The sequence below is a fragment of the Streptomyces sp. NBC_01808 genome (assembly GCF_035917395.1).
GTDB lineage: Bacteria > Actinomycetota > Actinomycetes > Streptomycetales > Streptomycetaceae > Streptomyces.
On record NZ_CP109072.1, the window covers coordinates 5,236,833 to 5,260,964 of the forward strand.

The following is a 24,132-nucleotide window of genomic DNA, read 5'->3' on the forward strand; positions in this document are numbered from 1 at the left end:
GAACGAATGTCTGTGCGCCGAGTCGGCGCGCACTGCACGCTACGGCGGTGGCGGTCCCTTCGCAACACACCGGGGCCCTCCCCACCCGACCGCATGAGGAACGGGCGGGTCCTGGCAGGGCCCCCGGCGGCGGCCCGGCGGCCTGCCGGAGAGCGGCGCGACGGGCCCGTGGGAGAGGGCCCGGCAGCCAGCAGGACAGGGGCAGGACGGGCCCCGGAGAAGCGGTGCGCGGGGGTCCCGCGGCACCCGCCGACGGGGGGCTGTGACATTTCCGGGCCCTCTGGCGCTGAGTATTACAGCGGGCCCGAACGGGCACCGCGCCTGAGGCCGACGGCCGGAGCAGCTCCTGTGGGGGGTAGCGGCTCCGGCCGTCTTCTTTGTACCGGTCAGGGCGGGCGTGACACGTTTTCGACCCCGGCGGCGCTGTACGTGTGTCAAGCGTGAGCGAAGGTCACACGCGAGCGAACCGAAGGGGCGGAATGTGAGTCCGCATAGATCCCATGCGTACCGGCCGCTGAGCCTGCGCAGACGCGCCTGGCTGACGCTGGGCGCGGTCGTGCTCGGCGGTGCCGGCGTGATCACCGTCGCCGTGGCAGACCCCGGCTCCGGCTCCGAAGAACCGGCGGCGGCCGGGCTGGAGCCGCGCAAGCCGGCGGTGCACGGCGTCGACCTGACCGGGGACGGCGCCCGGCAGGAGGTGGACCGCACCGGGACCGAGCAGTTCTCGATGGTCGGCATCTCCTGGAGCAACGAACGCCGCGACCTCGACGGCGCCGCCGAGGTGCGCACCCGCTCGGCCGAGACCGGCACCTGGAGCGACTGGCGCGCTCTCAGCACGGACGGCGGCCCGTCCACCGACGACCTGACCCCCGCCATGCGCGGCAGCACCGAGCCGCTGTGGGTCGGCCCGTCGGACGGCGTCGAGGCGCGGGTCGTACGCGCGGACGGTACGAGCACGACGCTGCCCGCCGGCATGGAGGTCGCCCTCGTCGACCCCGGTGTCACGCAGGAGGAGGCCGAGGAGGCGCGGGCCGCCGGCGTCGGCACGGAGGCGGGGACGGAGACGGCGCCGGTCGCGCAGGCGGCCGCGCCGCCCGCGCCGGAGTCCGGCGCGGCTTCGTCCTCTTCGTACCCTTCGTCCTCGTACGCAGCCGACATGGCCCCCGCCGCCGCCGTCACCCAGGCGGACCCGGGCCCGGCACCCGACTCGCCCGTCACCCCGCCGCCGGTGATCCGCCGGGCCGGCTGGGGCGCCGACGAGTCGCTGGTCGACGACCCGCCGACGTACAACCCCGACGGCATCAAGGCCGCGTTGGTGCACCACACCGCCCAGGCCGTGAACTACTCGTGCGCCGAGTCCGCCGCCATCGTCCGCTCCATCTTCCTCATGCACGTGAACGGGAACGGCTGGAACGACGTCGGCTACAACTTCCTCGTCGACAAGTGCGGTCGCATCTTCGAGGGCCGCGCCGGCGGCATCGACCAGCCGGTGCTGGGCGCGCACACCAGTAACTTCAACAGCCACTCCACCGGCATCTCCATCCTCGGCGACTACCACACCTTCAGCCACCCCTCCCGCGCGTCGCTGGAAGCCGTCTCGCGCATCGCCGCCTGGAAGCTCGGCCAGTACGGCGTGAGCCCCACCGGCAGCACGTCGCTGACGCCCATGAAGCTCGACGCGGACGACAACTTCATCCCCGCCGGTGCCCCGAAGACCATGAAGAACATCTCCGGTCACAAGGACGGCAGGTTCCGCCCGGACGGCGCGGACGCGGACGTCAACGTCACCGCCTGCCCCGGCGACCGGCTGTACGCCAAGCTGGGCCAGATCCGCGCCCTGGCCGCCGCCCCCGGCGCCTCGCACGCCCTGCCCACCCGGGACTTCAACGGCGACGGCCGCGGCGACCTCGTCGCCGGTACGCCGCGGGCCAACGGCGGCGGGAAGACCGGCTCCGGCGCGGTGTTCGTCGTCCCCGGCGGCGAGAACGGCCCGGTGGCGAGCGCCAAGCGCAGCATCACCCAGAACAGCACCGGCGTGCCCGGCACGGCCGTGGCCGGCGACGCCTGGGGCACCGACACCGAGTGGGGCGACGTCAACAACGACGGCATCGCCGACCTCCTCGTCGGCGCCCCGAACAAGGACGACGCCGCCGGGCACGCCGACGCCGGCGCGATCACCGTCCTGTACGGCCCGGGGCTGGACTCCGGCCAGAACCTCGTCCTGGGCGACGGCTTCTCGCCGGCCGGCGCCAAGTACGGCTCCGCGGTCGCCGCCGGCGACTTCGACGGCGACGGCCGCGACGAGGTGCTCGGCGTCGGCGGGGAGGCGTGGGCCACGCACGACCTGAACGGCAACGGCCGCGAGGGCTCGTTCCCGTACGAGACGGTCGCGTACCAGGACGCCGCCGTGGGCGACTTCAACCGCGACGGCTACGACGACGCCGCGATCACCTACCGCGACCCGAGCGGCAAGGCGCGCCTCGACGTGCTGCGCGGCTCGGCGGTCGGGCTGGACGTCACCGCGAACCTCGGGGTGCCGGGCGGCCGTTCGGTGGCCACCGGGGACGTCACCGGCGACGGCTACGCCGACCTCGTCGTGGGCCAGCCCTTCGCGAGCGAGTCGGCGGCCGACACCGGCGGCCAGGTCACGCTGCTGAAGGGCTCCGCGAGCGGCCTGACGGCGACCGGCAAGCAGATCGTCCACCAGGACACAGGCTCTGTGCCCGGCGCGTCCGAGGCCGGCGACGCGATGGGCTTCTCGGTCTCGGTCGGCGACGTGGACGCCAACGGCTACGCCGACCTGCTCACCGGCGTCTACCGCGAGGACATGACCCGCGACGGCGCCAACCGCGCCGACGCCGGCACGTCCCTGCTGCTGCGCGGCGGCTCCACGGGCCTGTCGACGGCGTCCGGTTCGCCGAAGGCGTACCACCAGGACACCGCGGGGATCAGCGGGGTCAGCGAGAAGGGCGACCGGCTCGGCTCCTCGGTGCTGCTGGCCGACCTGTCCGGATACGGGCGGGCGGACCTCGTCATCGGCGTGATCGGCGAGGACGCCTACGACGGCACCCTGCTGCAGCTCGACAGCGGCAGCCAGGGCGTGTCGACGTCGGGGGCCGTGTACTACGGCAAGTCCGCGCTCGGCACGCCGACGGGCGGGCGGCTGGGGGTGGAGCTGGCGCCGTGAGGCGCTGACTCCCGGCACCAAAGCCGACGAGGGGCCGCTCCCGGTGGGGGCGGCCCCTTCGGCGTGCACACGGCTTGCACACGGCGTGCGGCGGCGGAGAGGCCGATGGCGGCCCGTCCCGTACGGGCCCGGGCCCGCGGCCGTCCGCGCCGCCGGGGGCCCGGCCCGTACGCCGCTCAGCCCCTGCCCCGCACCGTCCCCGCCAGGTCCGCGAACTCCCCCCACCCCGGCCGGGGCTTGCGCGGGTCCCACACCTTCTGCGCCAGCGCCGCCAGCGGCAGCCTGACGCCCTCGGCCACCTGCTCCGGCGTCTGGGCCCCGGCCCGGTCCCCCCACACCGCGAAACGGGCGCCCAGCACCTTCCCCGGGCCCGCCAGCCGCTCCGGCACCGGCCGGGTGCCGCGCAGCACCGCGGGCGTCCACTCCTCGTAGATCCGCTTGCCCGTCGGGTACGTGAAGTCGTTGGGCTCGCCGAGGACGTAGTACAGGTACTCGTCGTTGAGGTTGACGAGCTGCCACCCGTCCTCCAGGAACGCCTGCGGGTCGCGCGCGAACGCCTCCTTTCCCGTCCAGTACTCGACCTCCCGGTCCCGGTCGGGGCCGACCTTCGCGCCCGGGATGAAGCCGTCGTTCCACGCCTTGACCTTCTTGCCGCGCTTCTTGACCGTGTCCGCCCGTTCGTTGAGCCAGGCGGCGTTGAGGTCGGCGACGGCCGCCCCCGCGCCGAAGCGCTCGCGGGCGGCGGCGGCCAGGTGCGGGTAGCGGGCCTCGGGGTCGCTCGCCATCAGCGCGACGTACTCGTCGCCGCCGATGTGCATGTACGGGCCGGGGAAGAGCCGCGCGTACTCCGTCAGCAGGTCGTCCACGATCCGGGCGGCGCGCGGCTTGGAGATGTCGATCGCGCCCTCCACCGGGCTGCCCTCCGGGGTCTTCAGTTGCAGGTCCGGGTGGGCGTCGAGGACCGCGCCGAGGTGGCCGGGGGAGTCGATCTCGGGGATGACGGTGATGTGCAGCTCGGCGGCGAGTTCGAGGATGTCCCTGACCTGCGCCTTGGTGAGGTGCGGGTTCGAGACCACCTCGGGGTGGCTGTCGCTCTCGATCCGGAACGCCTGGTCGTCCGAGAGGTGGAGGTGGAGCTGGTTGAGCTTGAGGTCGGCCATCTCCCGGAGGCGGTCGGACAGCCACGCGGCGCTGAAGTGCTTGCGGGCGATGTCGACCATGAACCCGCGCTGCCGGCGGTCGGGACGGTCGTCGATGCGGCCCGGCGGCACGCCGCCGCCGGCGCGGGCGGCCTGGAGGAGGGTGCGGGTGCCGTAGAAGACGCCGGTGTCGGTGGCGGCGGTGACGGTGGCGCCGCCGTCGGCGACGTCGATGCGGTACGCCTCGGCGCCACCGGCGCGGCCGGGGTCGAGCCGGAGGCGGATGTCGCCGCGCTGCCCGGGGTCCGCCGGCCGGTCGCCGCCGGCGTCTTTCGCGTAGAGCATGCCGAGTTCGCCGGCGAGGCGCTTGGACTCGTCGGTGAGCGCGTCGTCCTCGGCGATCACGACGGCCCGGTCGGCGGGCCGCCAGCCGGTGCCGTCGGCGCGCTCGTAGGAGCGGACGGCGGGGACGGTGCGGGGGTCGGGCAGGGGCTTGCCGCGGTCGCCGCGGGGCGGGGCGGGGAAGTCCTCGCCGTCCGGCGTGGGCGTGGCCGGGGCCTGGGCCTGCGCGGTGCGGTGGGCGGCGGCGCCGACGCCGCGGTGGGGGCTGTCGCCGCCGTCACCGCCGTCGAGTACGGGGCGGAGGGCGAGGAGTACGGCGGCGGTGGCCAGGACGGTGGCCAGGGCCCAGTACAGCGCACGCCGGGGGCCCCGGAGAGCGCGGAGCGGGCCGCCCGGGGAGCGGGCGTGCCGGCCGGTGGGGGACCGGCGCGGGGGGCGGGGCGGACGCGGGGGGAATCGCATGGGTGGGGGACCTTCCGGAGGGCCACGGCAGAGCGTGGGGACGCGAAGCAGCACTCCTGTCGATTCAGTGCGACAAACCTCCTCTTCCGGGTGAACCGGCGGCCGGTACCACCGGAACGTTCGGTTCCGGCCGCTAGCGTGACGCATCGCTGTTCGACCGTAACTGCCCCCGGTACGCCCCCACGCACCCGGCACGCCCCAGGGAGCCGTCCTGCCCACACCCACCCCCCGAGCGACCCGCGCCGCAGGCCCCGCGGCCGACCCCGCGCGGCTGGCGGCCTTCAACGCGGCGCCCGCCGCCGACGCCGAGCGCGCCCTCCTCGGCTGCCTCCACGACCGGCACTGGGCCCGCCGCCTCACCGCCCACCGCCCGTACCCCGACCTCGGCGCGCTGCTCGCCGCCGCCGACGAGGCCAGCTACGACCTCGCCCCCGGCGCCGTCGCGGGCGCGCTGGCCGACGAGGCGACCGCCCCGCCCGCGGCCGCGGGCCCCGCCGAGCGCACCGCGCTGCGGGCGGCGCATGCCGCGTACGAGAGCCGCTTCGGCCACTCCTTCGTCCTGTGCCTCGACGGCTGCCCCGAGGACGAACGCCTGGACCACACCCTGGCCGCCATCCGCACCCGCCTCGGCAACGAACCCGACGAGGAACGCCTCGTGGCCGCCGACGAACTCCGCCGCCGGGCCCGCGCCCGCCTCGCCCGGCTCGTCGCCCCGGCGGCCGGCCCGGCCCCCGTCTGACGGCGAAAACCCGCCACCGGCACAGGCGTCAAATGGGGACGCAACCGGCCGGATCCCCACGCCTGCCTGCGCGGTTAGGCCACGCGCGTGCCTGATTGATCACACCTGCACCCCCATGGCCGATGTGCCGACGCACCGTCGCTACGATGGCGAAGGCCGGTGGACCGTACCCGGCCGGGTCATGACCGACAGTGCAGTACCCGAGCCCTGACGGCCGGCCCCCGATCAGTTTCCGGAGGGTTTTTCCGTGCCGGCTGGAACGCTCTACCGCGGCCGGGAAGGCATGTGGTCCTGGGTGGCGCACCGCGTCACCGGCGTCCTCATCTTCTTCTTCCTGTTCGTCCACGTCCTCGACACCTCGCTGGTGCGGGTGTCGCCCGAGGCGTACGACGACGTGGTGGCCACCTACAAGACGCCGATCGTGTCGCTGCTGGAGTACGGGCTGGTCGCCGCCGTCCTCTTCCACGCGCTCAACGGGCTGCGCGTCATCGCCGTCGACTTCTGGTCGAAGGGAACCCGGCTGCAGAAGCCGATGCTGTGGATCGTGGTCGGGATCTGGGCGGTGCTGATGGCCGGGGCGGTCTACCCCGTGCTCGGCCACACCGCGCGCGAGCTGTTCGGGAGCTGATGACCATGGCCACCTCCGACGTAGAGCTGACCGGCTCCTCCGCCGCGTACTCCGCTGACAACCCCGCCCCGCTCATCGAGGCCCCCCGCGCCCGCACTCCGCGCAGCGCCCGTTCCACCTCCCGCACCCGCACCAACTTCGAGCTGTACGGCTGGGTGTTCATGCGGGTGTCGGGGGTCGTGCTCGCGGTCCTGGTCGTCGGCCACCTGCTGATCCAGTTGGTGCTCGACGGCGGTGTCAGCAAGGTCAGCTTCGCCTTCGTCGCCGGCCGCTGGGCGTCCCCCTTCTGGCAGGGCTGGGACCTGGTCATGCTCTGGCTCGCGATGCTGCACGGCGGCAACGGACTGCGCACGGTCATCAACGACTACGCCGAGCGCGACGGCACCCGCTTCTGGCTCAAGATGCTGCTGTACGCCGCCACGGTCTTCACCATCCTCCTGGGCACGTTGGTGATCTTCACCTTCGACCCGAACATCCGCTGACGCGGCGAAGAGGTTCCCCTCATGCAGATCCACAAGTACGACACCGTGATCGTCGGCGCGGGCGGCGCCGGCATGCGCGCCGCCATCGAGGCGACGAAGCGCAGCCGCACCGCCGTGCTGACCAAGCTGTACCCGACGCGCTCCCACACCGGCGCCGCGCAGGGCGGCATGGCCGCGGCCCTCGCGAACGTCGAGGAGGACAACTGGGAGTGGCACACCTTCGACACCGTCAAGGGCGGCGACTACCTGGTCGACCAGGACGCCGCCGAGATCCTGGCGAAGGAGGCCATCGACGCGGTCCTCGACCTGGAGAAGATGGGCCTGCCCTTCAACCGCACCCCGCAGGGCCGCATCGACCAGCGGCGCTTCGGCGGCCACTCGCGCAACCACGGCGAGGCGCCGGTGCGGCGCTCGTGCTACGCGGCGGACCGTACCGGCCACATGATCCTCCAGACGCTCTACCAGAACTGCGTGAAGGAGGGCGTGGAGTTCTTCAACGAGTTCTACGTCCTCGACCAGCTCATCGTCGAGGACCCCGAGACCGGACTGAAGCGGTCGGCGGGCGTGGTCGCGTACGAGCTGGCGACCGGCGAGATCCACGTCTTCCAGGCCAAGGCCGTCGTCTACGCCTCGGGCGGCAACGGCAAGTTCTTCAAGGTCACCTCCAACGCCCACACCCTGACCGGCGACGGGCAGGCGTCGGTGTTCCGGCGCGGGCTGCCGCTGGAGGACATGGAGTTCTTCCAGTTCCACCCGACGGGCATCTGGCGCATGGGCATCCTGCTCACCGAGGGCGCGCGCGGCGAGGGCGGCATCCTGCGCAACAAGGACGGCGAGCGCTTCATGGAGAAGTACGCGCCCGTCATGAAGGACCTCGCCTCGCGCGACGTCGTCTCCCGCGCGATCTACACCGAGATCCGCGAGGGCCGCGGCTGCGGCCCCGAGGGCGACCACGTCTACCTGGACCTCACGCACCTGCCGCCGGAGCAACTGGACGCGAAGCTCCCGGACATCACGGAGTTCGCGCGCACGTACCTGGGGATCGAGCCGTACACCGACCCGATCCCGATCCAGCCGACCGCGCACTACGCGATGGGCGGCATCCCCACCAACGTCCGCGGCGAGGTGCTGGCCGACAACACCACGGTCGTCCCCGGGCTGTACGCGGCCGGGGAGGTCGCCTGCGTCTCCGTACACGGCGCCAACCGGCTGGGCACCAACTCGCTGCTCGACATCAACGTCTTCGGCCGCCGCGCGGGCATCGCCGCGGCGGAGTACGCGGCGACGGCGGACCACGTCGAACTGCCGGAGGACCCGGAGGCGTTCGTGGTCGGCGAGGTGGAGCGGCTGCGCGACTCGGCGGGCAAGGAGCGGGTGGCGGAGCTGCGGCGCGAGCTGCAGGAGACGATGGACAAGAACGTGATGGTCTTCCGCACGGAGCAGACCATCAAGGAGGCGGTCGAGACGCTCGCGGAGCTGCGGGCGCGGTACAAGAACGTGAGCATCCAGGACAAGGGCCGGCGGTTCAACACCGACCTGCTGGAGGCGATCGAGCTGGGCAACCTGCTCGACCTGGCCGAGGTCATGGCCATCTCCGCGCTCGCCCGCAAGGAGTCCCGCGGCGGCCACTACCGCGAGGACTACCCGAACCGCGACGACGTCAACTTCATGCGGCACACCATGGCGTACCGCGAGGTCGGCGACGACGGCGCGGAGACCGTCCGGCTCGACTACAAGCCGGTCGTGCAGACCCGCTACCAGCCCATGGAGCGTAAGTACTGATGGCAACACCCGTGATGGACAAGATCGAAGACGAGGCCGCGGCCTCCCCGTACATCACCGCGACGTTCCGCATCCGCAGGTTCAACCCGGAGGCGGCGGCGGAGTCGTACTGGGAGGACTTCAACGTCGAGATCGACCCGAAGGAGCGGGTCCTCGACGCGCTGCACAAGATCAAGTGGGACATGGACGGCACCCTGACCTTCCGCCGCTCCTGCGCCCACGGCATCTGCGGCTCCGACGCGATGCGCATCAACGGCCGCAACAGGCTGGCGTGCAAGACCCTGATCAAGGACCTCGCGCCCGAGAAGCCGATCCTGGTGGAGCCGATAAAGGGCCTGACGGTGCAGAAGGACCTGATCGTCGACATGGAGCCCTTTTTCCAGGCGTACCGCGACGTGATGCCCTTCCTGGTCACCCACGGCAACGAGCCCACCCGCGAGCGCCTCCAGTCGGCGGCGGACCGCGAGCGCTTCGACGACACCACGAAGTGCATCCTGTGCGCGGCCTGCACGAGCTCGTGCCCGGTGTTCTGGAACGACGGCCAGTACTTCGGCCCGGCGGCTATCGTGAACGCCCACCGCTTCATCTTCGACAGCCGGGACGAGGCGGGCGAGCAGCGCCTGGAGATCCTGAACGACAAGGACGGGGTGTGGCGCTGCCGCACGACGTTCAACTGCACGGACGCGTGCCCCCGCGGCATCGAGGTCACGAAGGCGATCGCGGAGGTCAAGCGAGCACTGATCACGCGGCGGTTCTAGCCGGTACGGGAGGCCGGCGTCCGTGCGGCCTCCCGCGGGTGCGGCGTCAGTCCTGCTGCGGTTGGGCGAAGACTTCGTCCACGGTGGCGGCGGTGATGGCGCGGTCGAACCAGAGGCCGAGGAGTTCCGGGTCGTCGCAGGCGGTGATGCGGAGGCGGGCGTCGTCGGGCAGGGGAATGCCCCGCACCTCCAGAAGCCGGATCAGCTTCTCCGTCCCCTCCGCCACCCGGCCTTCTTCGCGGCCCTGCTCGCGGCCCTCCTTGAGCCCCAGCGAGAGACCTTCTTCCCGGCCTCGCTCCCGCCCCTGCGCGCGGCCTTCCACCCGGCCTTCCTCGCGGCCTTCGACGCGGCCCTCTTCACGCAGGCCCTCGGCGACGAAGCCGCGGAAGGAAAACAGACCCGTCTCCATCAGGTTCCTCCAAATTCCGGCGGCCGGGGTGCCCCCCAGTCCGCTGGCGGCCAGTTCGGCGCAGATCGTGCGGCTCTCGTCATCGGTTTTCTGCAGGGCTTCTGCCAGCACTGCCAGTATGGCACCCGCATCCGGGTCATTGCTGTGTGTAATGGCTGAGAAGACCGCAAACGGCACGTCTGCCGCCGCGCGTTCGTAGTCGGTGATCTTCGGGACGTTGTGCGGCCCCAGCACCAGGGGAGTGAGAGTGAGATTCGGGTGGGCCGGGTGGCCGATGCGGAAGGGGCGGGAGGCCCAGAGGGCGGTTGCGCGGTCGCGGCAGACGACGAGGAGGATCGGTTGGCAGCCGTATCTGTTGCGGAGGTAGCTGAGGTAGTACGCCCAGCTGTCCGGCTTGTCCGGGTCCCGCTTCGTCTGCGCCTCGACCAGGAGCAGGTACGGCTCGCCACCCGGGAACTCCAGCCGAAGCAGCGTGTCGACGTGGCGTTCAATCGGCCGTACCTCCGTGAGGTCGCTGTCGATCGCCGTGACGACGGCCTGGTCCGGCACCGGGAGATCCAGCAGCCTGAACGCGCTCGTGAATAACGCCGGGATCTGCTGGAAGGCCCGGTGGTGCGTCTCGTGCGGGGAGTTGACCATGATCGAGATGCTAGGCGCCCAACCAGATATGCCATCGGCATATCTGGTTATCTCACTCGCGCGAGTGATCGACCTCGGCCCTGTTGACGCCGCCGCCCCTCAGTCCAGGCGGTCCAGGATCAGGGGGCTGCGCTCCACCGTCGCTCCCGGAGGGGCCACGTCGTACGCGGACTCCAGGGCCTCCAGGGCCTCCGGGATGCGCTCCGGGGTGTCCGTGTGCAGGGTCAGCAGCGGCCGGCCCGCTGTCACCACCGTGCCCGGCTTCGCGTGGAGTTCCACGCCCGCCGCCGCCTGCACCGGGTCCTCCTTGCGGGCGCGGCCCGCGCCCAGGCGCCAGGCCGCCAGGCCCACCGCGTAGGCGTCGAGGCGCGTGAGGACCCCCGTCGACGGGGCCGGCACCGGGTGGGTCTCGCGGGCCGTGGGCAGCGGGGCCGACGGGTCGCCGCCCTGGGCGGTGATCATGCGGCGCCACACGTCCATCGCCGAGCCGTCCGCCAGCGCCGCCGCGGGGTCCGCGTCCGGCAGGCCCGCCGCCGTCAGCATCTCCCTGGCCAGCGCCAGCGTCAGCTCCACCACGTCCGCGGGACCGCCGCCCGCCAGCACCTCCAGCGACTCGCGGACCTCCAGCGCGTTGCCCGCGGTCAGCCCCAGTGGCGTCGACATGTCGGTGAGCAGCGCCACGGTGCGCAGCCCGTGGTCGTTGCCCAGGCCCACCATCGTCGCGGCCAGTTCGCGCGCCCGGTCCAGGTCCTTCATGAACGCGCCCGAGCCGACCTTCACGTCCAGCACCAGCGCGCCGGTACCCTCGGCGATCTTCTTCGACATGATCGAGGACGCGATGAGCGGGATCGACTCCACCGTCCCGGTCACGTCCCGCAGCGCGTACAGCTTGCGGTCCGCCGGCGCCAGGCCCGTGCCCGGGGCGCAGATCACCGCGCCGACGTCGCGCAGGGTCGCCATCATCTCGTCGTTCGACAGCGAGGCCCGCCAGCCCGGGACGGACTCCAGCTTGTCGAGCGTGCCGCCGGTGTGCCCGAGGCCCCGTCCCGACAACTGCGGCACCGCCGCCCCGCAGGCGGCGACCAGCGGCGCCAGCGGCAGCGTGATCTTGTCGCCGATGCCGCCCGTCGAGTGCTTGTCGGCGGTCGGGCGCGGCAGCGCGGTGAAGTCCATCCGCTCGCCGGAGGCGATCATCGCCGCGGTCCAGCGGGCGATCTCGTCCCGGTCCATGCCGTTGAGCAGTATTGCCATGGCCAGCGCGGACATCTGCTCGTCGGCGACCTCGCCGCGGGTGTACGCCGCCACGACCCAGTCGATCTGCTCGTCGGAGAGCCGTTCGCGGTCGCGCTTGGCGCGGATGACGGAGATGGCGTCCATCAGTTCTGCGATCCTCCGCTCTCGGAATGCTGGGAACCGTGCAATCTGCTCAGCTCGAACGGGCCGAACGCGTCCGGCAGCAGCTCGGCCAGCGGCCGGATGCCCGCCGGGGTGTCGAGCAGCAGGCCGGGCCCGCCGTGCTCGCTGAGCAACTGGCGGCAGCGGCCGCACGGCAGGATGAGCTGCCCCTCGCCGTTGACGCAGGTGAAGTGGGTGAGCCGGCCGCCTCCGGTGGCGTGCAGCGCGGAGACCAGGCCGCACTCGGCGCACAGCCCGACGCCGTACGAGGCGTTCTCCACGTTGCAGCCGACCACCGTACGGCCGTCGTCCACGAGCGCCGCGGCGCCCACGGGGTAGCGCGAGTACGGGGCGTACGCCCGGGACATCGCGTCCCGCGCCGCCCGCCGCAGCGCCTCCCACCGCTCGTCCTGCGACGTCACGCGCTCTCTCCCCTTCGGTAACGCTTGCCGATCCACTTCGGCACCCGCAGCCGTTGTGCGAACACCGCCAGCACCACCAGTGTGGTCACGTACGGCGTGGCTTCCACGACCTCGCGCGGCACCGTGTCGGTCGTCGCGTACAGCAGCCCGAGGAGCACCGCCGCGGCCCCGGCGGCTATGGCGGCCCGGCCACCGCCGCGCACGTACTTCCAGACCGCGTACGCCGCGAGCAGCACCGCCAGCAGCAGGAACAGCGCGTGCACCGCCTCGCCGCCGCCGCGCAGTTGCAGGCTGTCGGTGAAGCCGAAGAGCCCCGCCGCCATCGCCGTACCGCCCGGGCGCCAGTTGCCGAAGATCATCGACGCCAGGCCGATGTAGCCGCGGCCGCCGGTCTGGCCCTCCAGATAGATGTGGGTGAACGTGACCAGGAACGCCCCGCCGAGCCCGGCGAGCGCGCCGGAGACGGCCAGCGCCGCGTACTTGTACAGGTAGACGTTCACGCCCAGCGACTCGGCGGCCACCGGGTTCTCGCCGCAGGACCGCAGCCGCAGCCCGAACGCCGAACGCCACAGCACGTAGTACGTGAGCACGAAGAGCGCGGCCGCGATGAGGATCAGGTACGACACGTCGTGGGTGAGCCCGCGCAGGATGCCGGCGGTGTCGGAGAGGAAGAACCAGTGTTTGTCCTCCAGATCCCCGAGCCAGCCGGAGAGTCCCGGGACCGAGAACGTATGCATGTCGTCGACTTGCGGCGACTGCTTGTCCGTGCCGCCCGCCTCCAGCGCGTCCCCGTCGGCGAAGAAGATCTTCGCCATGTACTGGGTCGCGCCCAGCGCGAGGATGTTGATCGCGACACCCGACACGATGTGGTCGACGCCGAATGTCACCGTCGCCATCGCGTGCACCAGACCGCCCAGCGCCCCGCCGATCACGCCGGCCAGCGCGCCCGCCCACGGGCCGTGCTGCCAGCCGATCCAGCCGGCGAAGAACGTGCCGAGGATCATCATGCCTTCGAGGCCGATGTTGATCACGCCGGACCGCTCCGCCCACAGCCCGCCGAGGCCGGCCAGGCCGATCGGCACGGCCAGCGCGAGCGCGCCGCCGATCTGCGCGGAGGCGGTGAGGTTGGTGGTGTCGGTGATCGCGCGTACCGCGGAGAGCAGCAGCAGTCCGGCGGCGACGAGCAGGAGGACCTGCGGCATGCCGAGCCGCCGCTTGCCGCCGTCCTTCGGCGGGCGCTTCGCGGGCGCGGCGACGCCCGTCCTGGTCACCGTGGTCATGCGCCAGCCTCGCTTCGCTCGGCGGGCTGTGAGCACAGCGCGCACCTTTGAATGATTCGCTCGCTCCGCTCGCTCATGCGCCCACCTCCGCCTTCTCGGTCTTACGTGCCTGGGCCAGCTCCTCGCCGACGCGGCGCTGCTGGTCCCGCAGCGCCCAGCGGCGGACCACCTCGTAGGCGATGACGACGCAGAGCACGATGATGCCCTTGATGACCTCGACGATCTTCTGGTCGTAGCCCTCGAATTCGAGCTGCGTGCCGGTGCGCTCCAGGAAGGCCCACAGCAGCGCGCCGAGGGCGATGCCGACAGGATGGTTGCGGCCGAGGAGGGCGATGGCGATGCCGGTGAAGCCGACGCCGAGCGGGAAGTCGGTGCCGTAGTTGTACGACTCGCCGAGCAGGGTCGGCATCCCGACCAGCCCCGCGACGGCGCCGGAGAGCACCATGCTGGTGACGATCATGCGCTTGACGTCCACGCCGCTCGCGGCGGCGGCCGTCTCCGACTGGCCGACGCTGCGCAGGTCGAAGCCGAAGCGGGTGCGGTTGAGGACGAACCAGTACAGGAAGCCGGCGAGCACGGCGAAGACCACGAAGCCGTTGATGTCCCCGACCGAGGTCTCGATCATGAAGATGTGGCTGGAGGACGGGATGTTCGGGGTGTGGGTGAGGTTCCCGTCCTTCTCGCCGAGGCGGCCCGCGGTGAGGTAGTACCCGATGACGGCGCCGGCGATCGAGTTGAGCATGATCGTCGTGATGACCTCGCTGACGCCGCGGGTGGTGCGCAGCACTCCCGCGATGCCCGCCCAGATCGCGCCGACGCCCATGGCGACCAGGATGATCAGCGGGATCTGGATGATGCCGGGCAGCGACAGCGCGCCGCCGACGGCCGCGGCGAAGAAGGCCGCGATGCGGTACTGGCCGTCGACGCCGATGTTGAAGAGGTTCATCCGGAAGCCGATGGCCACGGCCAGCGCGGAGAGGAAGAACATCGTCGACTTGTTGACGATGTAGATCGCGCTCCGGTCGGTCGTGCCGAACTCGATCATGACCTGGTAGGCCCGGAACGGGTCCTTCCCGGAGATCAGGATGATCAGCGAGGTCAGCACCAGCGCGGCGAAGACCGCGAGCACCGGGGCGCCGACCGCCGTGATCAGCTTGTCCCTGTCGAGGCGTTTCATCGCGTACGGCCTCCGCCCTGCCCGTCGTCGCTTCCGGTGGACCGCGGGTTCGGCACGGCGGCGTCCCGCGCCGCCGCGCCGTCCTCCAGGTGACCGCTCGCCGCGCCCGTCATCGCACTGCCCAGCTCCTCCGGCGTGATCGCCGCCGGGTCCGCGTCGGCCACCAGCCGCCCGCGGTACATCACCCGCAGCGTGTCCGACAGACCGATCAACTCGTCCAGGTCCGCGGAGATCAGCAGCACCGCGAGCCCCTCGCGGCGGGCCGCGCGGATCTGCTCCCAGATGTCCGCCTGCGCGCCCACGTCCACGCCGCGCGTGGGGTGGGCGGCGATGAGCAGCTTGGGCGAGTGGCTCATCTCCCGGCCGACGATCAGCTTCTGCTGGTTGCCGCCGGAGAGCGAGGCGGCGGTCACGTCGATGCCGGGGGTGCGGACGTCGTACTCCTCGACGATCCGCTTGGTGTCCTTGCGGGCCGCGGCGGCGTCGATGAGCACGCCGCGGCTGTTGGGGCGTTCCGTGGTGTGGCCGAGGATGCGGTTCTCCCACAGCGGGGCCTCCAGCAGCAGGCCGTGCCGCTGGCGGTCCTCGGGGATGTAGCCGATGCCGCCCGCGCGGCGCTTGCGGGTCGCGGTGTGGCTGATGTCCGCGCCGTCCAGCACGATGCTGCCGGTGTCCGGGTGGCGCAGCCCCATGATGGCCTCGACCAGCTCGGACTGGCCGTTGCCCTCCACGCCGGCGATGCCCAGCACCTCGCCCTTGTGGATGGTGAAGGAGATGCGGTCCAGCACCTCGCGCGGTACGCCGTCGGCGTCGACGGCCGACAGGTGCAGGTCGCTGACGCGCAGCATGGGTATGTCCGTGACCGTCGACTCGCGGGTCTCGGGGGTCGGCAGCTCGCTGCCCACCATCAGCTCCGCGAGCTGCTTGGACGTGACGTCCGCGGGCTTCACGGCGGCGACGGTCGTGCCGCGCCGGATGACGGTGATGTCGTCGGCGACGGCGAGGACTTCGCCGAGCTTGTGCGAGATGAACAGCACGGTCAGGCCCTCGGCCTTCAGCCCGCGCAGGTTGTCGAAGAGCGCGTCGACCTCCTGCGGGACGAGGACGGCGGTGGGCTCGTCGAGGATGAGCGTACGGGCGCCGCGGTAGAGGACCTTGAGGATCTCGACCCGCTGCCTGTCGGCGACGCCGAGGTCCTCCACCAGCACGTCGGGGCGGATGCCGAGGCCGTACGCGTCCGACAGCTCCTTGATCTTCGCCCGTGCCCGGTCGCCGATGCCGTGCAGCTTCTCGCTGCCCAGGACGGTGTTCTCCAGCACGGTGAGGTTGTCGGCGAGCATGAAGTGCTGGTGCACCATGCCGATGCCGCGCGCGATGGCGTCGGCGGGGCTGGCGAACGCGACCTCCGTGCCGTCGAGCGTGATGGTGCCCTCGTCCGGCTTCTGCATGCCGTAGAGGATCTTCATCAGGGTCGACTTGCCCGCGCCGTTCTCGCCGACGAGGGCGTGCACGGTGCCGCGGCGCACGGTGATGTCGATGTCGTGGTTGGCGACGACGCCGGGAAAGCGTTTCGTGATGCCGTGGAGTTCGACGGCGGCGGCGCCGGCGGGTGGGTCCGCTGCCGTGGAGCTGCTGCTGGGGGCTGTGATGGCGCACACTCCTCGTCGAGGGGCGGTGGATGCGGGGCGGCGGACGTACCGAAGCGCCGTGCGGACGGCGCGAGTTACGTGACGCGAGTTACGGCATATCACGCTACGCGCGTAGTCCGGAGGCAGATGCACGGGGTCCGGTGGACGGCGACGCGCACCGTCCCCCGGACCCCGTCACACGTACCGTGCTCAGGGAGTGTCGCTGACCGTGATCTCGCCGTCGGCGATCTTCTTCTTGGCCGCGTCGATCTCGCCCTGGATGTCGTCGATGAACCCGCCGGAGGTGGCCAGGCTCACACCGTCGTCCTTGAGCGCGAAGGTCTGGTCGCCGGTGAGCGGCTTGTCGTCCTGGACGCTCTTGATCACGTCGTAGACGGCCACGTCGACGTTCTTGACCACGGACGTCATGATCGAGTCCTTGTAGTCCGCCAGGGCCTTGTCGCGGTACTGGTCGGAGTCGACGCCTATCGCCCACGCGCCGTCCTGCGCGGCCACGGCCTCGATCGAGCCCGTACCCGACAGGCCCGCGGCGCTGTAGATGACGTCCGCGTCGGAGTCGAGCATGCCCTCGGCGATGCCCTTGGCGCGCAGCGGGTCCTGGAAGCCCTTGAGGTCGCTCTCGTAGAGGTACTTCACGTCGATCTCGACGTCGGGCTTGGTGTCCTTGACGCCCTGGACGAAGCCGGCCTCGAACTTCTTGATCAGGTTGTTGTGCACGCCGCCTATGAAGCCGACCTTGCCGGTCTTGCTCTTGGTGGCGGCGGCGACGCCGGCCAGGTACGAGCCCTCGTGCTCGGCGAAGGTGACGCCGGCCACGTTCTTGCCCTGGGATGCCTCGTCGATCACGGCGAAGGTGGTGTCGGGGAAGTCCTTGGCGACCTTGTTGACCGACTTGCCGTAGGCGAAGCCGACCCCGATCACCGGGTTGTAGCCCGCCTCGGCGAGGGAGGTGAGCCGCTGCTCGCGGTCGGCCTCGGTCTCGCCGTCGCGGGCGGTCAGCTCCTTGCCGCCGAGGTCGAACTCCTTCTTGGCCTTGTCGTACCCGCGGGCCGCCGACTCGTTGAAGGAGGCGTCGCTGCGGCCGCCGACGTCGAAGGCGAGACCGACGCCCTTGTCGCTGCTGCCGCTGTCGCTGCTGCACGCAGCACTGGTGAAAGCGAGGGCCGCGGTTGCCACGCCCGCGGCGGCGATCTTGGTTACCCGGCGCAAGAGGACTTCCCCTTCGTCTTGGCGAAGCGCCTCTTTCCGGCGCTACTTCGGGGGCATCGTAACGCGCGTAGAACAAGCTGAACCTCCGGCAACGAACCCGTTACCGGATCGTCTCCGCGCCGGTGCTTTCGACGCTGCGCGCGAGCCCGGTGCGTATCGGCTGACCTGTCGGTTCGCGGGGTACGGGGCGGGTTGCGGGGACCGGTGCGCGCCCGCTTGCGCGGGGCTCCTGCCGGGCCTGCTCACGCGCTGCCGTGCGGGTCGCCGCGGTGGCGAGCAAGGTGGCGCGAATAGTGATGCCCGTGACGCCGGTGAGGGCCACGAGACCGAGGACGACGACCCCGCGCCAGCCGACCGCGTGGAAGGCGATCGCGCCGACGGTGGCGCCCGCGCTGTTCCCGACGTAGTACGCGACCTGGTAGAGCGCCGACGCCTGCGCCTTGCCGGTCTTCGCCGCGTGGCTGACGGAGGCGGAGGCGACCGCGTGCCCGGCGAAGAAGCCCGCGGTGAGCAGCACCAGACCGGTCAGCACGGCGGCCAGGGAGTCGCCGATCGTCAGCAGCAGCCCCGCGGCGGTGGTGCCTGCGGCGGCGTACAGGGTGCCGCGGCGGCCGAGGCGGGCGACGAGCCGGCCGGCGGCGGCCGAGGAGCCGGTGCCGACGAGGTAGATGACGAAGACCGAGCCGATGAGGCCCGCGGACAGGCCGAAGGGCTCGCCGGCCAGCCGGTAGCCGATCATCGTGTAGACCGACCCGAAGACGGTCATGAACAGCAGCCCGATCGCGTACAGCCGGCGCATCAGCCCGTCGGAGAGATGGCCGCGTACGGTCCGCGCGAGCGCCCGCGGCGCCAGCGGCGCGGCGGTGAAGTGCCGGGCGCGCGGCAGGAGTACGCGGAATGCGACCGCGCAGAGCAGCGAGAGCGCGGCGACGGTGGCCAGCGCCGCGCGCCAGCCCCAGGCGTTCGCGGTCCAGCCGGTGAGGATGCGTCCGGCCATGCCGCCGATGCTGTTGCCCGCGACGAAGAGCCCCACGGCGCCGATCACCGCGCGGGCCCGTACCTCGTCGGCGATGAAGGCGATGGCCGACGCCGGGATCCCGGCGATCGCCACGCCCTGGAGCGTACGCAGCGCGACGAGCGCACCCAGGTCGGGCGCGAACGGCAGCGCCAGCCCCAGCAGCACGGCCGCCGTCAGCGACCAGGTCATCGTCCGCCGCCGGCCGAACCGCTCGGAGACGGCGCTCAGCGGCAGCACCGCGAGCGCCAGGGCGGCGGTGGTGGCGGAGACGGTCCAGCTGGCCGCGCCCGGGCTGACGCCGAGGTCGGCGGAGATGGCGGGCAGCAGGGCCTGGGTGGAGAAGAGGAGGGTGAAGGTGGCGACGCCGGCGGCGAACAGGGCGAGGAGCACGCGGCGGTAGCCGGGCTCGCCGGGGGCGTGCTTGGCGGGCACGTGGGTGAGGGCGCTCACATGGGGCGTAAGCGCCCCGGTATCGGAGGGCATGCGTCGAACGTACGGCGGGCTCGCTCATGCGTCCAATGCGGAAAACGGTGATAATCGATGCTGTGGTGAATGAGCAGAGGTCGCGGGGGTCGTTGTCACGGTCCCGTCATCAGAAAGACATCTCGGCCACGGCCGCTGTAGCAGCGCCCGGCGCCCCGGGGGAGCCGGGGGAGTGGGGCGCGGTGCTCGCGCCCCGGCTCGCGCAGTTCGCCGCGGTCGCGCGCGAGGAGCACGTCACGCGCGCCGCCCGCGCGCTCGGCGTCCCGCAGCCGACGCTGAGCCGCGCGATGGTACGGCTCGAAGCCGACCTGGGCGTCGCGCTCTTCGCCCGCCGCGGCCGCACGCTGTCGCTGACGACCGCGGGCCGCGACTTCCTCGCGTACGCGGAGCGCGCGCTGGCGGAGGTGGCCCGCGGCGCCGAGGCCGTACGCGCCGACGCGCACCCCGAGACCGGCAAGGTCGCCTTCGGCTTCCTGCACACGCTCGGCTCGGAGACCGTGCCGGGGCTGCTGCGGGAGTTCCGCAAGGACCACCCGCGGGTGCGCTTCGCGCTGGTGCAGAACTACGGCGAGTGGATGCTGCAGCGGCTGCGGGCGGGCGAGTTGGACCTGTGCCTGACCTCGCCGGTGCCGGACGCGCCGGACCTGGAGGCGCGGCGGCTCGACGAGCAGCGCCTGCGGATCGTGGTGCCGGAGGACCACCGGCTCGCGGGGCGGCGGCGGATCCGGTTCGTGGAGGTGGCGGAGGACCCGTTCGTGACGCTCGAACCCGGCTACGGGATGCGGCGGATGCTGGAGGAACTGTGCGCGGAGGCGGGATTCGTGCCGCGGGTCGCGTTCGAGGGGGAGGAGGCGGAGACGATCCGCGGGCTGGTGGCCGCGGGTCTGGGAGTGGCGCTGCTGCCGCCGCCTGCGGTGCCGCGGCCGGGGGTGGTGGAACTGAACGTCACGGCGCCGCGGGCGGTACGGGAGATCGGGGTGGCCTGGGTGGCGGGCCAGCAGGAGACGGCGCCGGTGGGGGCGTTCCGGCGGTTTCTGCTGGGGCGGCGGGGGCAGTTGCTGGCGGGGTAGGGGGCCCGTCCCGGGCGCGTCAGGCCGGGGCGAAGCCCGCGGCCAGCGGCATGCGCAGGCCGATCGGCGGGGGTGCCGCGAGGGCGTCGGCGAGCGGTCTGCTGTACGGCCGGCCGAAGAGCGAACCCATGACGAAGTCGGCGCCCAGGGCGAGGACTTCGGGGCGGTGCTGGTGCAGCCCGTGCCCGTCGGAGTGCACCTCGAAGCGGCACACGTCGCGGTTGGCCTTCTTCGCCCGTACCGCCAGCCGGTACGACAGGTCGGGGTCGGTGCGGGCGTCGTCGGTGCCGTGGACGAAGAGCACGGTGCGCCCGCTTAGCTGCCGTACGGGCTCGGCGTCCGCCGCCTGCGCGTCCGGCAGCCACGGCGCCAGCGCCAGCACCGAGACGACGGCCTCGTGCCCGGCGGCGCGCAGCGCGGCCCGGCCGCCGACGTCGGTGCCGACCAGCGCCACGGGCACGTCCCCGTACCGCCGTACGACCTCCTCCAGCGCCCACTCCGCATCCTGCGCGGCGTCCGCGGCGGCGCCGTTCCAGCCCCGGTAGCGGTAGTGCACGGTGTGCGCGACGAGCCCGTCACCGCGCCCGGCGCGCCCGAGCCGGCGGGCCAGCGACCACACGGAGGCGGCGGCGAGCCGCGACGGCCGCCGGCTGCTGACGCCCTCCCCGGCGGGCAGCAGCAACGCCACCGCCTGCACGGAGGCCGCCCCGGTGGCACGTCCGAGCCGGGCGGGGCGGGTCGCGCTGATCTCCTGTGGCATGGCAGCACGATGGCAGATCCGGCCCCCCCGTGCCCAGTGGTCTGCACCACCCCGACACCCCCTGACAGCCCCCCGGTTGCGCCCCACGGACTGCCCCACCCGGGACGGTCACGGGTCAGCACAGGGGGTAGGGCCCCCTTGCCGTGCCGTCCGGAGTTTGCTCGCCACCGTCACGTCCCCGGTCTCCGGCGGCCCTTGCGCCCTGGCGTCGGTCCGCGAGGGCCACGCCCGGGCCGACTCCGCGCGCCGCGGCCAGTGCGCGCTGCCCCTCCCGGCCCTCTCGCGCTGCCCGCACGGCATCCGCTCGCCACCACCACGTTCCGGCCCACCGCGCACGCTCCCGCTCCAGCCGCCCCTCCGCCTGCCCCCGCACACCCACACCCTCGCGCCCCCGCCCCGCGCCGCCGCTTCATCCCGGCGCTCCCGTCGCCGCGCCCCCGCTGTCGGCGCCGCCGCCGGGCACCGCTCTACGCGCGTAGGATGACGCAAATCGTGACGAGAGAGAGGTGCCGCATGGCGGATGACAACAGAGGTGCACCGGCCCGGGCGGTGCCCGACCCGGAGCGGATTCGGCGGGCGCCCAAGGTGCTGCTCCACGACCACCTCGACGGCGGTCTCCGTCCCGGCACCATCGTCGACATCGCCCGCGAGACCGGCTACGACGGACTGCCCGAGACCGACCCCCAGCGGCTCGGCGTCTGGTTCCGGGAGGCCGCCGACTCCGGGTCGCTGGAGCGCTATCTGGAGACCTTCGCCCACACCTGCGCCGTGATGCAGACCCGCGACGCCCTCGTGCGGGTCGCCGCCGAGTGCGCCGAGGACCTCGCCGCCGACGGCGTCGTGTACGCCGAGGTGCGGTACGCCCCCGAGCAGCACCTCCAGGGCGGGCTGAGCCTGGAGCAGGTGGTCGAGGCGGTCAACGAGGGCTTCCGCGAGGGCGAGCGGCGCGCGCACGCCGCCGGGCACCGCATCCGCGTCGGCGCCCTCCTCACCGCCATGCGGCACGCCGCCCGCTCGCTGGAGATCGCCGAACTCGCCAACCGCTACCGCGATCTCGGCGTCGTCGGCTTCGACATCGCCGGCGCCGAGGCCGGCTTCCCGCCCACCCGCCACCTCGACGCCTTCGAGTATCTGAAGCGCGAGAACAACCACTTCACCATCCACGCCGGCGAGGCCTTCGGCCTGCCGTCGATCTGGCAGGCGCTGCAGTGGTGCGGCGCCGACCGGCTCGGCCACGGCGTACGGATCATCGACGACATCCACGTCGCCGAGGACGGCACCGTCAAGCTCGGCCGGCTGGCGGCGTACGTGCGCGACAAGCGGATCCCGCTGGAACTGTGCCCGACCTCCAACCTCCAGACCGGCGCCGCCCCCTCGTACGCCGAGCACCCCATCGGGCTGCTGCGCCGGCTCTACTTCCGCGCCACTGTCAACACCGACAACCGGCTCATGAGCGGCACGAGCATGAGCCGCGAGTTCGAGGAGCTGGTGCGCACGTTCCACTACACGCTGGACGACATGCAGTGGTTCACCGTCAATGCGATGAAGTCCGCATTCATTCCTTTCGATGAAAGGCTGGCGATGATCAGCGACGTCATCAAGCCCGGATACGCCGGTCTGAAGTCGGAGTGGCTCTTTCGCTGACCGGTTCTGACCTGCGAGTTCGGAAGTTCGCCGGTTCGCGGGGCGATGGTCCTACGATCCGCGGATGGGGCCGTACGGGCCAATTTCGCAACCGGCGGGGCGGTCTTTGCGGCTGCGATATCCGGCTGGCTACGTTTCTCATTGCCGCTGGATATCCGCAAGGACGAGGATCTGAATTCCATGAAGACCCGCAAGTTCGTCGGTACCGCACTGCTCGGCGCCGCCTTCGCCGCCGCCGCGGCGGGCACCGCCTCCGCCGCGCCCGTCCCCGGCCTGCCCGACCCGGTCGGCCAGGTGACCTCCCCGCTGGAGTCGGTCACCGGCTCCAAGGTGGGGAGCCACAACGGCACCCCGAACGGCGCCGCCAACGCCCAGCCGCCGTCCCTCGGTCAGCTCGGCGCCCTGACCAGCGTGCTCCCCGTGGGCGCGCTGCCGCTCTGAGGCCCGTACGCAGCGAAGCCGGGGCCGGCGTCCCTCGTGGATGCCGGCCCCGGCTCCATGTCGTAGGAGTCCGTTCTCACCAGGCCGGGTGCTGCACCTTCTCCTCGCTGGGCATCAGTACCCACAGCGCCAGGTAGAGCAGGAACTGCGGGCCCGGCAGCAGGCACGAGACCAGGAAGACGACCCGCACCGTCGTGGGGGTGGTGTCGAAGCGCCGGGCCAGTCCTGCGCACACTCCGGCGATCATCCGGCCGTCGCGCGGTCTCATCGGCATGGCCATGGCTGCGTCACTCCTCGGGTCGGCGTTCGCGGCCCGCCGTGTGTGGGCCGGTGATTCCACCGTAGGCACGCAAGCCGGACGAAACGTCGCCCTACGGGGCGATCTCGACCCTGGTGATTCTCGGGGTCGTGCCCTGAGCCTTCCCGTCCGCCGTACGCTCCGCCGCTTCCGCCCCTTCCGTCCCGGCAGCCCCCGCCGCGTGCGCCACCCCGGCCGCGCGGCCCGCGGGGTGCCGCCGGCGCAGCCGCGCCCGCGTGGCCGGGACCACCGCCAGATGCGCCAGCGCGATCCCCAGGATGTAGAGCAGCATCGTGTCCACGTTCGCGACCTGCCCGGGCACCGTGGTCTTGAGCAGCTCGACGACCAGCGCCAGCATCGAGCCCGCGAAGACGGTGCGCGCGAACGACCCCGCCAACGACGCGTTGACCCGGCCGCCGATCAGCGGCAGCAGCACCCCCGCGGGGGCCAGCACGAACAGCGACTCGACGGCGTACCGCAGCGCCGACCACGGGTCATCGCCGAACTCCGCCCGGATCGTCGTGAGCGGTCGCAGATTCGCCGCGTCAACCCACGGCACGGCGTTGGGGCGGAGCGTAAACCACCAGACTGCGGTCAGATGCAGGACTAGGAGGACAACGCCGGCCACCCGGAATCTCAGGGCGGCCGTTCCGCCCGTCGCATGGCGCTGCACGCAGGCAAGGACGCCGCTACCGACCCGTACGGTTCCCGCCCTCCGC

Annotated in this window: 21 protein-coding genes; 9 read left to right on the forward strand and 12 right to left on the reverse strand. The window is 72.3% G+C overall.

Features of this window, described 5'->3' with window-relative positions; all coding sequences use genetic code 11:
- Positions 1-481: 481 nt before the first annotated feature.
- Positions 482-3,187, forward strand: coding sequence for an N-acetylmuramoyl-L-alanine amidase (locus OG946_RS23340; RefSeq protein ID WP_326797964.1), 2,706 nt, complete (start codon positions 482-484; stop codon positions 3,185-3,187).
- 176 nt (positions 3,188-3,363) lie between these two features.
- Here the strand turns inward: OG946_RS23340 and OG946_RS23345 are convergent, their stop codons facing one another.
- Positions 3,364-5,130 carry a beta-N-acetylhexosaminidase gene (locus OG946_RS23345; RefSeq protein WP_326797965.1) on the reverse strand — a complete coding sequence of 589 codons (1,767 nt, stop codon included), beginning with the start codon at positions 5,128-5,130 and terminating at the stop codon, positions 3,364-3,366.
- Between the two features lie 163 nt (positions 5,131-5,293).
- On the opposite strand from OG946_RS23345, the gene OG946_RS23350 reads away from it, so the two are divergent.
- The 5 genes from OG946_RS23350 to OG946_RS23370 all read left to right on the forward strand — a co-directional run bounded on the left by OG946_RS23350 (position 5,294) and on the right by OG946_RS23370 (position 9,519).
- Positions 5,294-5,869 (forward strand): 2-oxo-4-hydroxy-4-carboxy-5-ureidoimidazoline decarboxylase, encoded by a 576-nt coding sequence (locus OG946_RS23350; RefSeq protein WP_326800346.1) that lies wholly within the window; start codon positions 5,294-5,296, stop codon positions 5,867-5,869.
- A 247-nt stretch (positions 5,870-6,116) separates the two neighbouring features.
- Positions 6,117-6,497 (forward strand): succinate dehydrogenase, cytochrome b556 subunit, encoded by a 381-nt coding sequence (gene sdhC, locus OG946_RS23355; RefSeq protein WP_326797966.1) that lies wholly within the window; start codon positions 6,117-6,119, stop codon positions 6,495-6,497.
- Positions 6,497-6,979, forward strand: a complete 483-nt coding sequence (locus OG946_RS23360) for a succinate dehydrogenase hydrophobic membrane anchor subunit (protein ID WP_326797967.1) — start codon at positions 6,497-6,499, stop codon at positions 6,977-6,979. The genes sdhC and OG946_RS23360 overlap by 1 nt, the downstream gene beginning before the upstream one ends.
- A gap of 21 nt (positions 6,980-7,000) precedes the next feature.
- Positions 7,001-8,761, forward strand: a complete 1,761-nt coding sequence (gene sdhA, locus OG946_RS23365) for a succinate dehydrogenase flavoprotein subunit (protein ID WP_326797968.1) — start codon at positions 7,001-7,003, stop codon at positions 8,759-8,761.
- On the forward strand, positions 8,761-9,519 hold the full coding sequence (locus OG946_RS23370) for a succinate dehydrogenase iron-sulfur subunit (protein WP_326797969.1): 759 nt from the start codon (positions 8,761-8,763) through the stop codon (positions 9,517-9,519). Before sdhA ends, OG946_RS23370 begins: the two co-directional genes overlap by 1 nt.
- Positions 9,520-9,565: 46 nt before the next feature.
- On the opposite strand, the gene OG946_RS23375 is transcribed toward OG946_RS23370, so the two are convergent.
- The 8 genes from OG946_RS23375 to OG946_RS23410 form a co-directional block, all read right to left on the reverse strand.
- Positions 9,566-10,567: a hypothetical protein gene (locus OG946_RS23375; RefSeq protein WP_326797970.1), complete on the reverse strand. Its 1,002-nt coding sequence runs from the start codon at positions 10,565-10,567 to the stop codon at positions 9,566-9,568.
- Positions 10,568-10,666: 99 nt separating this feature from the next.
- Positions 10,667-11,944, reverse strand: coding sequence for a thymidine phosphorylase (locus OG946_RS23380; RefSeq protein WP_326797971.1), 1,278 nt, complete (start codon positions 11,942-11,944; stop codon positions 10,667-10,669).
- The gene (locus tag OG946_RS23385) at positions 11,944-12,384 is read right to left on the reverse strand and encodes a cytidine deaminase (protein WP_326797972.1); all 441 of its coding nucleotides are present in this window, start codon (positions 12,382-12,384) and stop codon (positions 11,944-11,946) included. Before OG946_RS23385 ends, OG946_RS23380 begins: the two co-directional genes overlap by 1 nt.
- On the reverse strand, positions 12,381-13,664 hold the full coding sequence (locus tag OG946_RS23390) for an ABC transporter permease (RefSeq protein ID WP_326797973.1): 1,284 nt from the start codon (positions 13,662-13,664) through the stop codon (positions 12,381-12,383). The genes OG946_RS23385 and OG946_RS23390 overlap by 4 nt, the downstream gene beginning before the upstream one ends.
- A gap of 73 nt (positions 13,665-13,737) precedes the next feature.
- Positions 13,738-14,841, reverse strand: coding sequence for an ABC transporter permease (locus OG946_RS23395; protein WP_047017694.1), 1,104 nt, complete (start codon positions 14,839-14,841; stop codon positions 13,738-13,740).
- Positions 14,838-16,499, reverse strand: a complete 1,662-nt coding sequence (locus tag OG946_RS23400; RefSeq protein WP_442814459.1) for an ABC transporter ATP-binding protein — start codon at positions 16,497-16,499, stop codon at positions 14,838-14,840. Before OG946_RS23400 ends, OG946_RS23395 begins: the two co-directional genes overlap by 4 nt.
- Before the next feature lie 180 nt (positions 16,500-16,679).
- Positions 16,680-17,699 carry a BMP family lipoprotein gene (locus OG946_RS23405; protein ID WP_326797974.1) on the reverse strand — a complete coding sequence of 340 codons (1,020 nt, stop codon included), beginning with the start codon at positions 17,697-17,699 and terminating at the stop codon, positions 16,680-16,682.
- A 100-nt stretch (positions 17,700-17,799) separates the two neighbouring features.
- Entirely contained in the window at positions 17,800-19,200 is a 1,401-nt protein-coding gene (locus tag OG946_RS23410; RefSeq protein WP_326797975.1) for an MFS transporter, read from the reverse strand.
- A 182-nt stretch (positions 19,201-19,382) separates the two neighbouring features.
- Between OG946_RS23410 and OG946_RS23415 the strand changes: the two genes are divergently transcribed.
- A complete protein-coding gene (locus tag OG946_RS23415; RefSeq protein WP_326797976.1) occupies positions 19,383-20,270 on the forward strand; it encodes a LysR family transcriptional regulator in 888 nt (295 codons plus the stop codon).
- A gap of 19 nt (positions 20,271-20,289) precedes the next feature.
- Here OG946_RS23415 and OG946_RS23420 read toward each other — a convergent pair whose 3' ends face one another.
- The gene (locus OG946_RS23420; RefSeq protein WP_326797977.1) at positions 20,290-21,030 is read right to left on the reverse strand and encodes an alpha/beta hydrolase; all 741 of its coding nucleotides are present in this window, start codon (positions 21,028-21,030) and stop codon (positions 20,290-20,292) included.
- 513 nt (positions 21,031-21,543) lie between these two features.
- Between OG946_RS23420 and OG946_RS23425 the strand changes: the two genes are divergently transcribed.
- Together OG946_RS23425 and OG946_RS23430 are read left to right on the forward strand one after the other, a co-directional pair.
- Positions 21,544-22,674 carry an adenosine deaminase gene (locus OG946_RS23425; protein WP_326797978.1) on the forward strand — a complete coding sequence of 377 codons (1,131 nt, stop codon included), beginning with the start codon at positions 21,544-21,546 and terminating at the stop codon, positions 22,672-22,674.
- 180 nt (positions 22,675-22,854) lie between these two features.
- The gene (locus OG946_RS23430; RefSeq protein ID WP_326797979.1) at positions 22,855-23,115 is read left to right on the forward strand and encodes a hypothetical protein; all 261 of its coding nucleotides are present in this window, start codon (positions 22,855-22,857) and stop codon (positions 23,113-23,115) included.
- Between the two features lie 76 nt (positions 23,116-23,191).
- On the opposite strand, the gene OG946_RS23435 is transcribed toward OG946_RS23430, so the two are convergent.
- Complete coding sequence (locus tag OG946_RS23435; RefSeq protein WP_047017701.1) at positions 23,192-23,395, reverse strand: PspC domain-containing protein; 204 nt, start codon at positions 23,393-23,395, stop codon at positions 23,192-23,194.
- A gap of 91 nt (positions 23,396-23,486) precedes the next feature.
- Positions 23,487-24,086: a VanZ family protein gene (locus OG946_RS23440; protein WP_326797980.1), complete on the reverse strand. Its 600-nt coding sequence runs from the start codon at positions 24,084-24,086 to the stop codon at positions 23,487-23,489.
- Positions 24,087-24,132: the final 46 nt, after the last annotated feature.

Excerpts from the sequence above, each read along its gene's own strand:
- OG946_RS23375 (WP_326797970.1), bottom strand. The coding sequence starts at position 10,567 with ATGGTCAACTCCCCGCACGAGACGCACCACCGGGCCTTCCAGCAGATC.
- OG946_RS23345 (WP_326797965.1), bottom strand. The coding sequence starts at position 5,130 with ATGCGATTCCCCCCGCGTCCGCCCCGCCCCCCGCGCCGGTCCCCCACC.
- sdhA (WP_326797968.1), top strand. The coding sequence starts at position 7,001 with ATGCAGATCCACAAGTACGACACCGTGATCGTCGGCGCGGGCGGCGCC.
- OG946_RS23425 (WP_326797978.1), top strand. The coding sequence starts at position 21,544 with ATGGCGGATGACAACAGAGGTGCACCGGCCCGGGCGGTGCCCGACCCG.
- OG946_RS23395 (WP_047017694.1), bottom strand. The coding sequence starts at position 14,841 with ATGAAACGCCTCGACAGGGACAAGCTGATCACGGCGGTCGGCGCCCCG.
- OG946_RS23430 (WP_326797979.1), top strand. The coding sequence starts at position 22,855 with ATGAAGACCCGCAAGTTCGTCGGTACCGCACTGCTCGGCGCCGCCTTC.
- OG946_RS23420 (WP_326797977.1), bottom strand. The coding sequence starts at position 21,030 with ATGCCACAGGAGATCAGCGCGACCCGCCCCGCCCGGCTCGGACGTGCC.
- OG946_RS23380 (WP_326797971.1), bottom strand. The coding sequence starts at position 11,944 with ATGGACGCCATCTCCGTCATCCGCGCCAAGCGCGACCGCGAACGGCTC.
- OG946_RS23370 (WP_326797969.1), top strand. The coding sequence starts at position 8,761 with ATGGCAACACCCGTGATGGACAAGATCGAAGACGAGGCCGCGGCCTCC.
- OG946_RS23435 (WP_047017701.1), bottom strand. The coding sequence starts at position 23,395 with ATGGCCATGCCGATGAGACCGCGCGACGGCCGGATGATCGCCGGAGTG.
- OG946_RS23390 (WP_326797973.1), bottom strand. The coding sequence starts at position 13,664 with ATGACCACGGTGACCAGGACGGGCGTCGCCGCGCCCGCGAAGCGCCCG.
- OG946_RS23360 (WP_326797967.1), top strand. The coding sequence starts at position 6,497 with ATGACCATGGCCACCTCCGACGTAGAGCTGACCGGCTCCTCCGCCGCG.
- OG946_RS23410 (WP_326797975.1), bottom strand. The coding sequence starts at position 19,200 with ATGCCCTCCGATACCGGGGCGCTTACGCCCCATGTGAGCGCCCTCACC.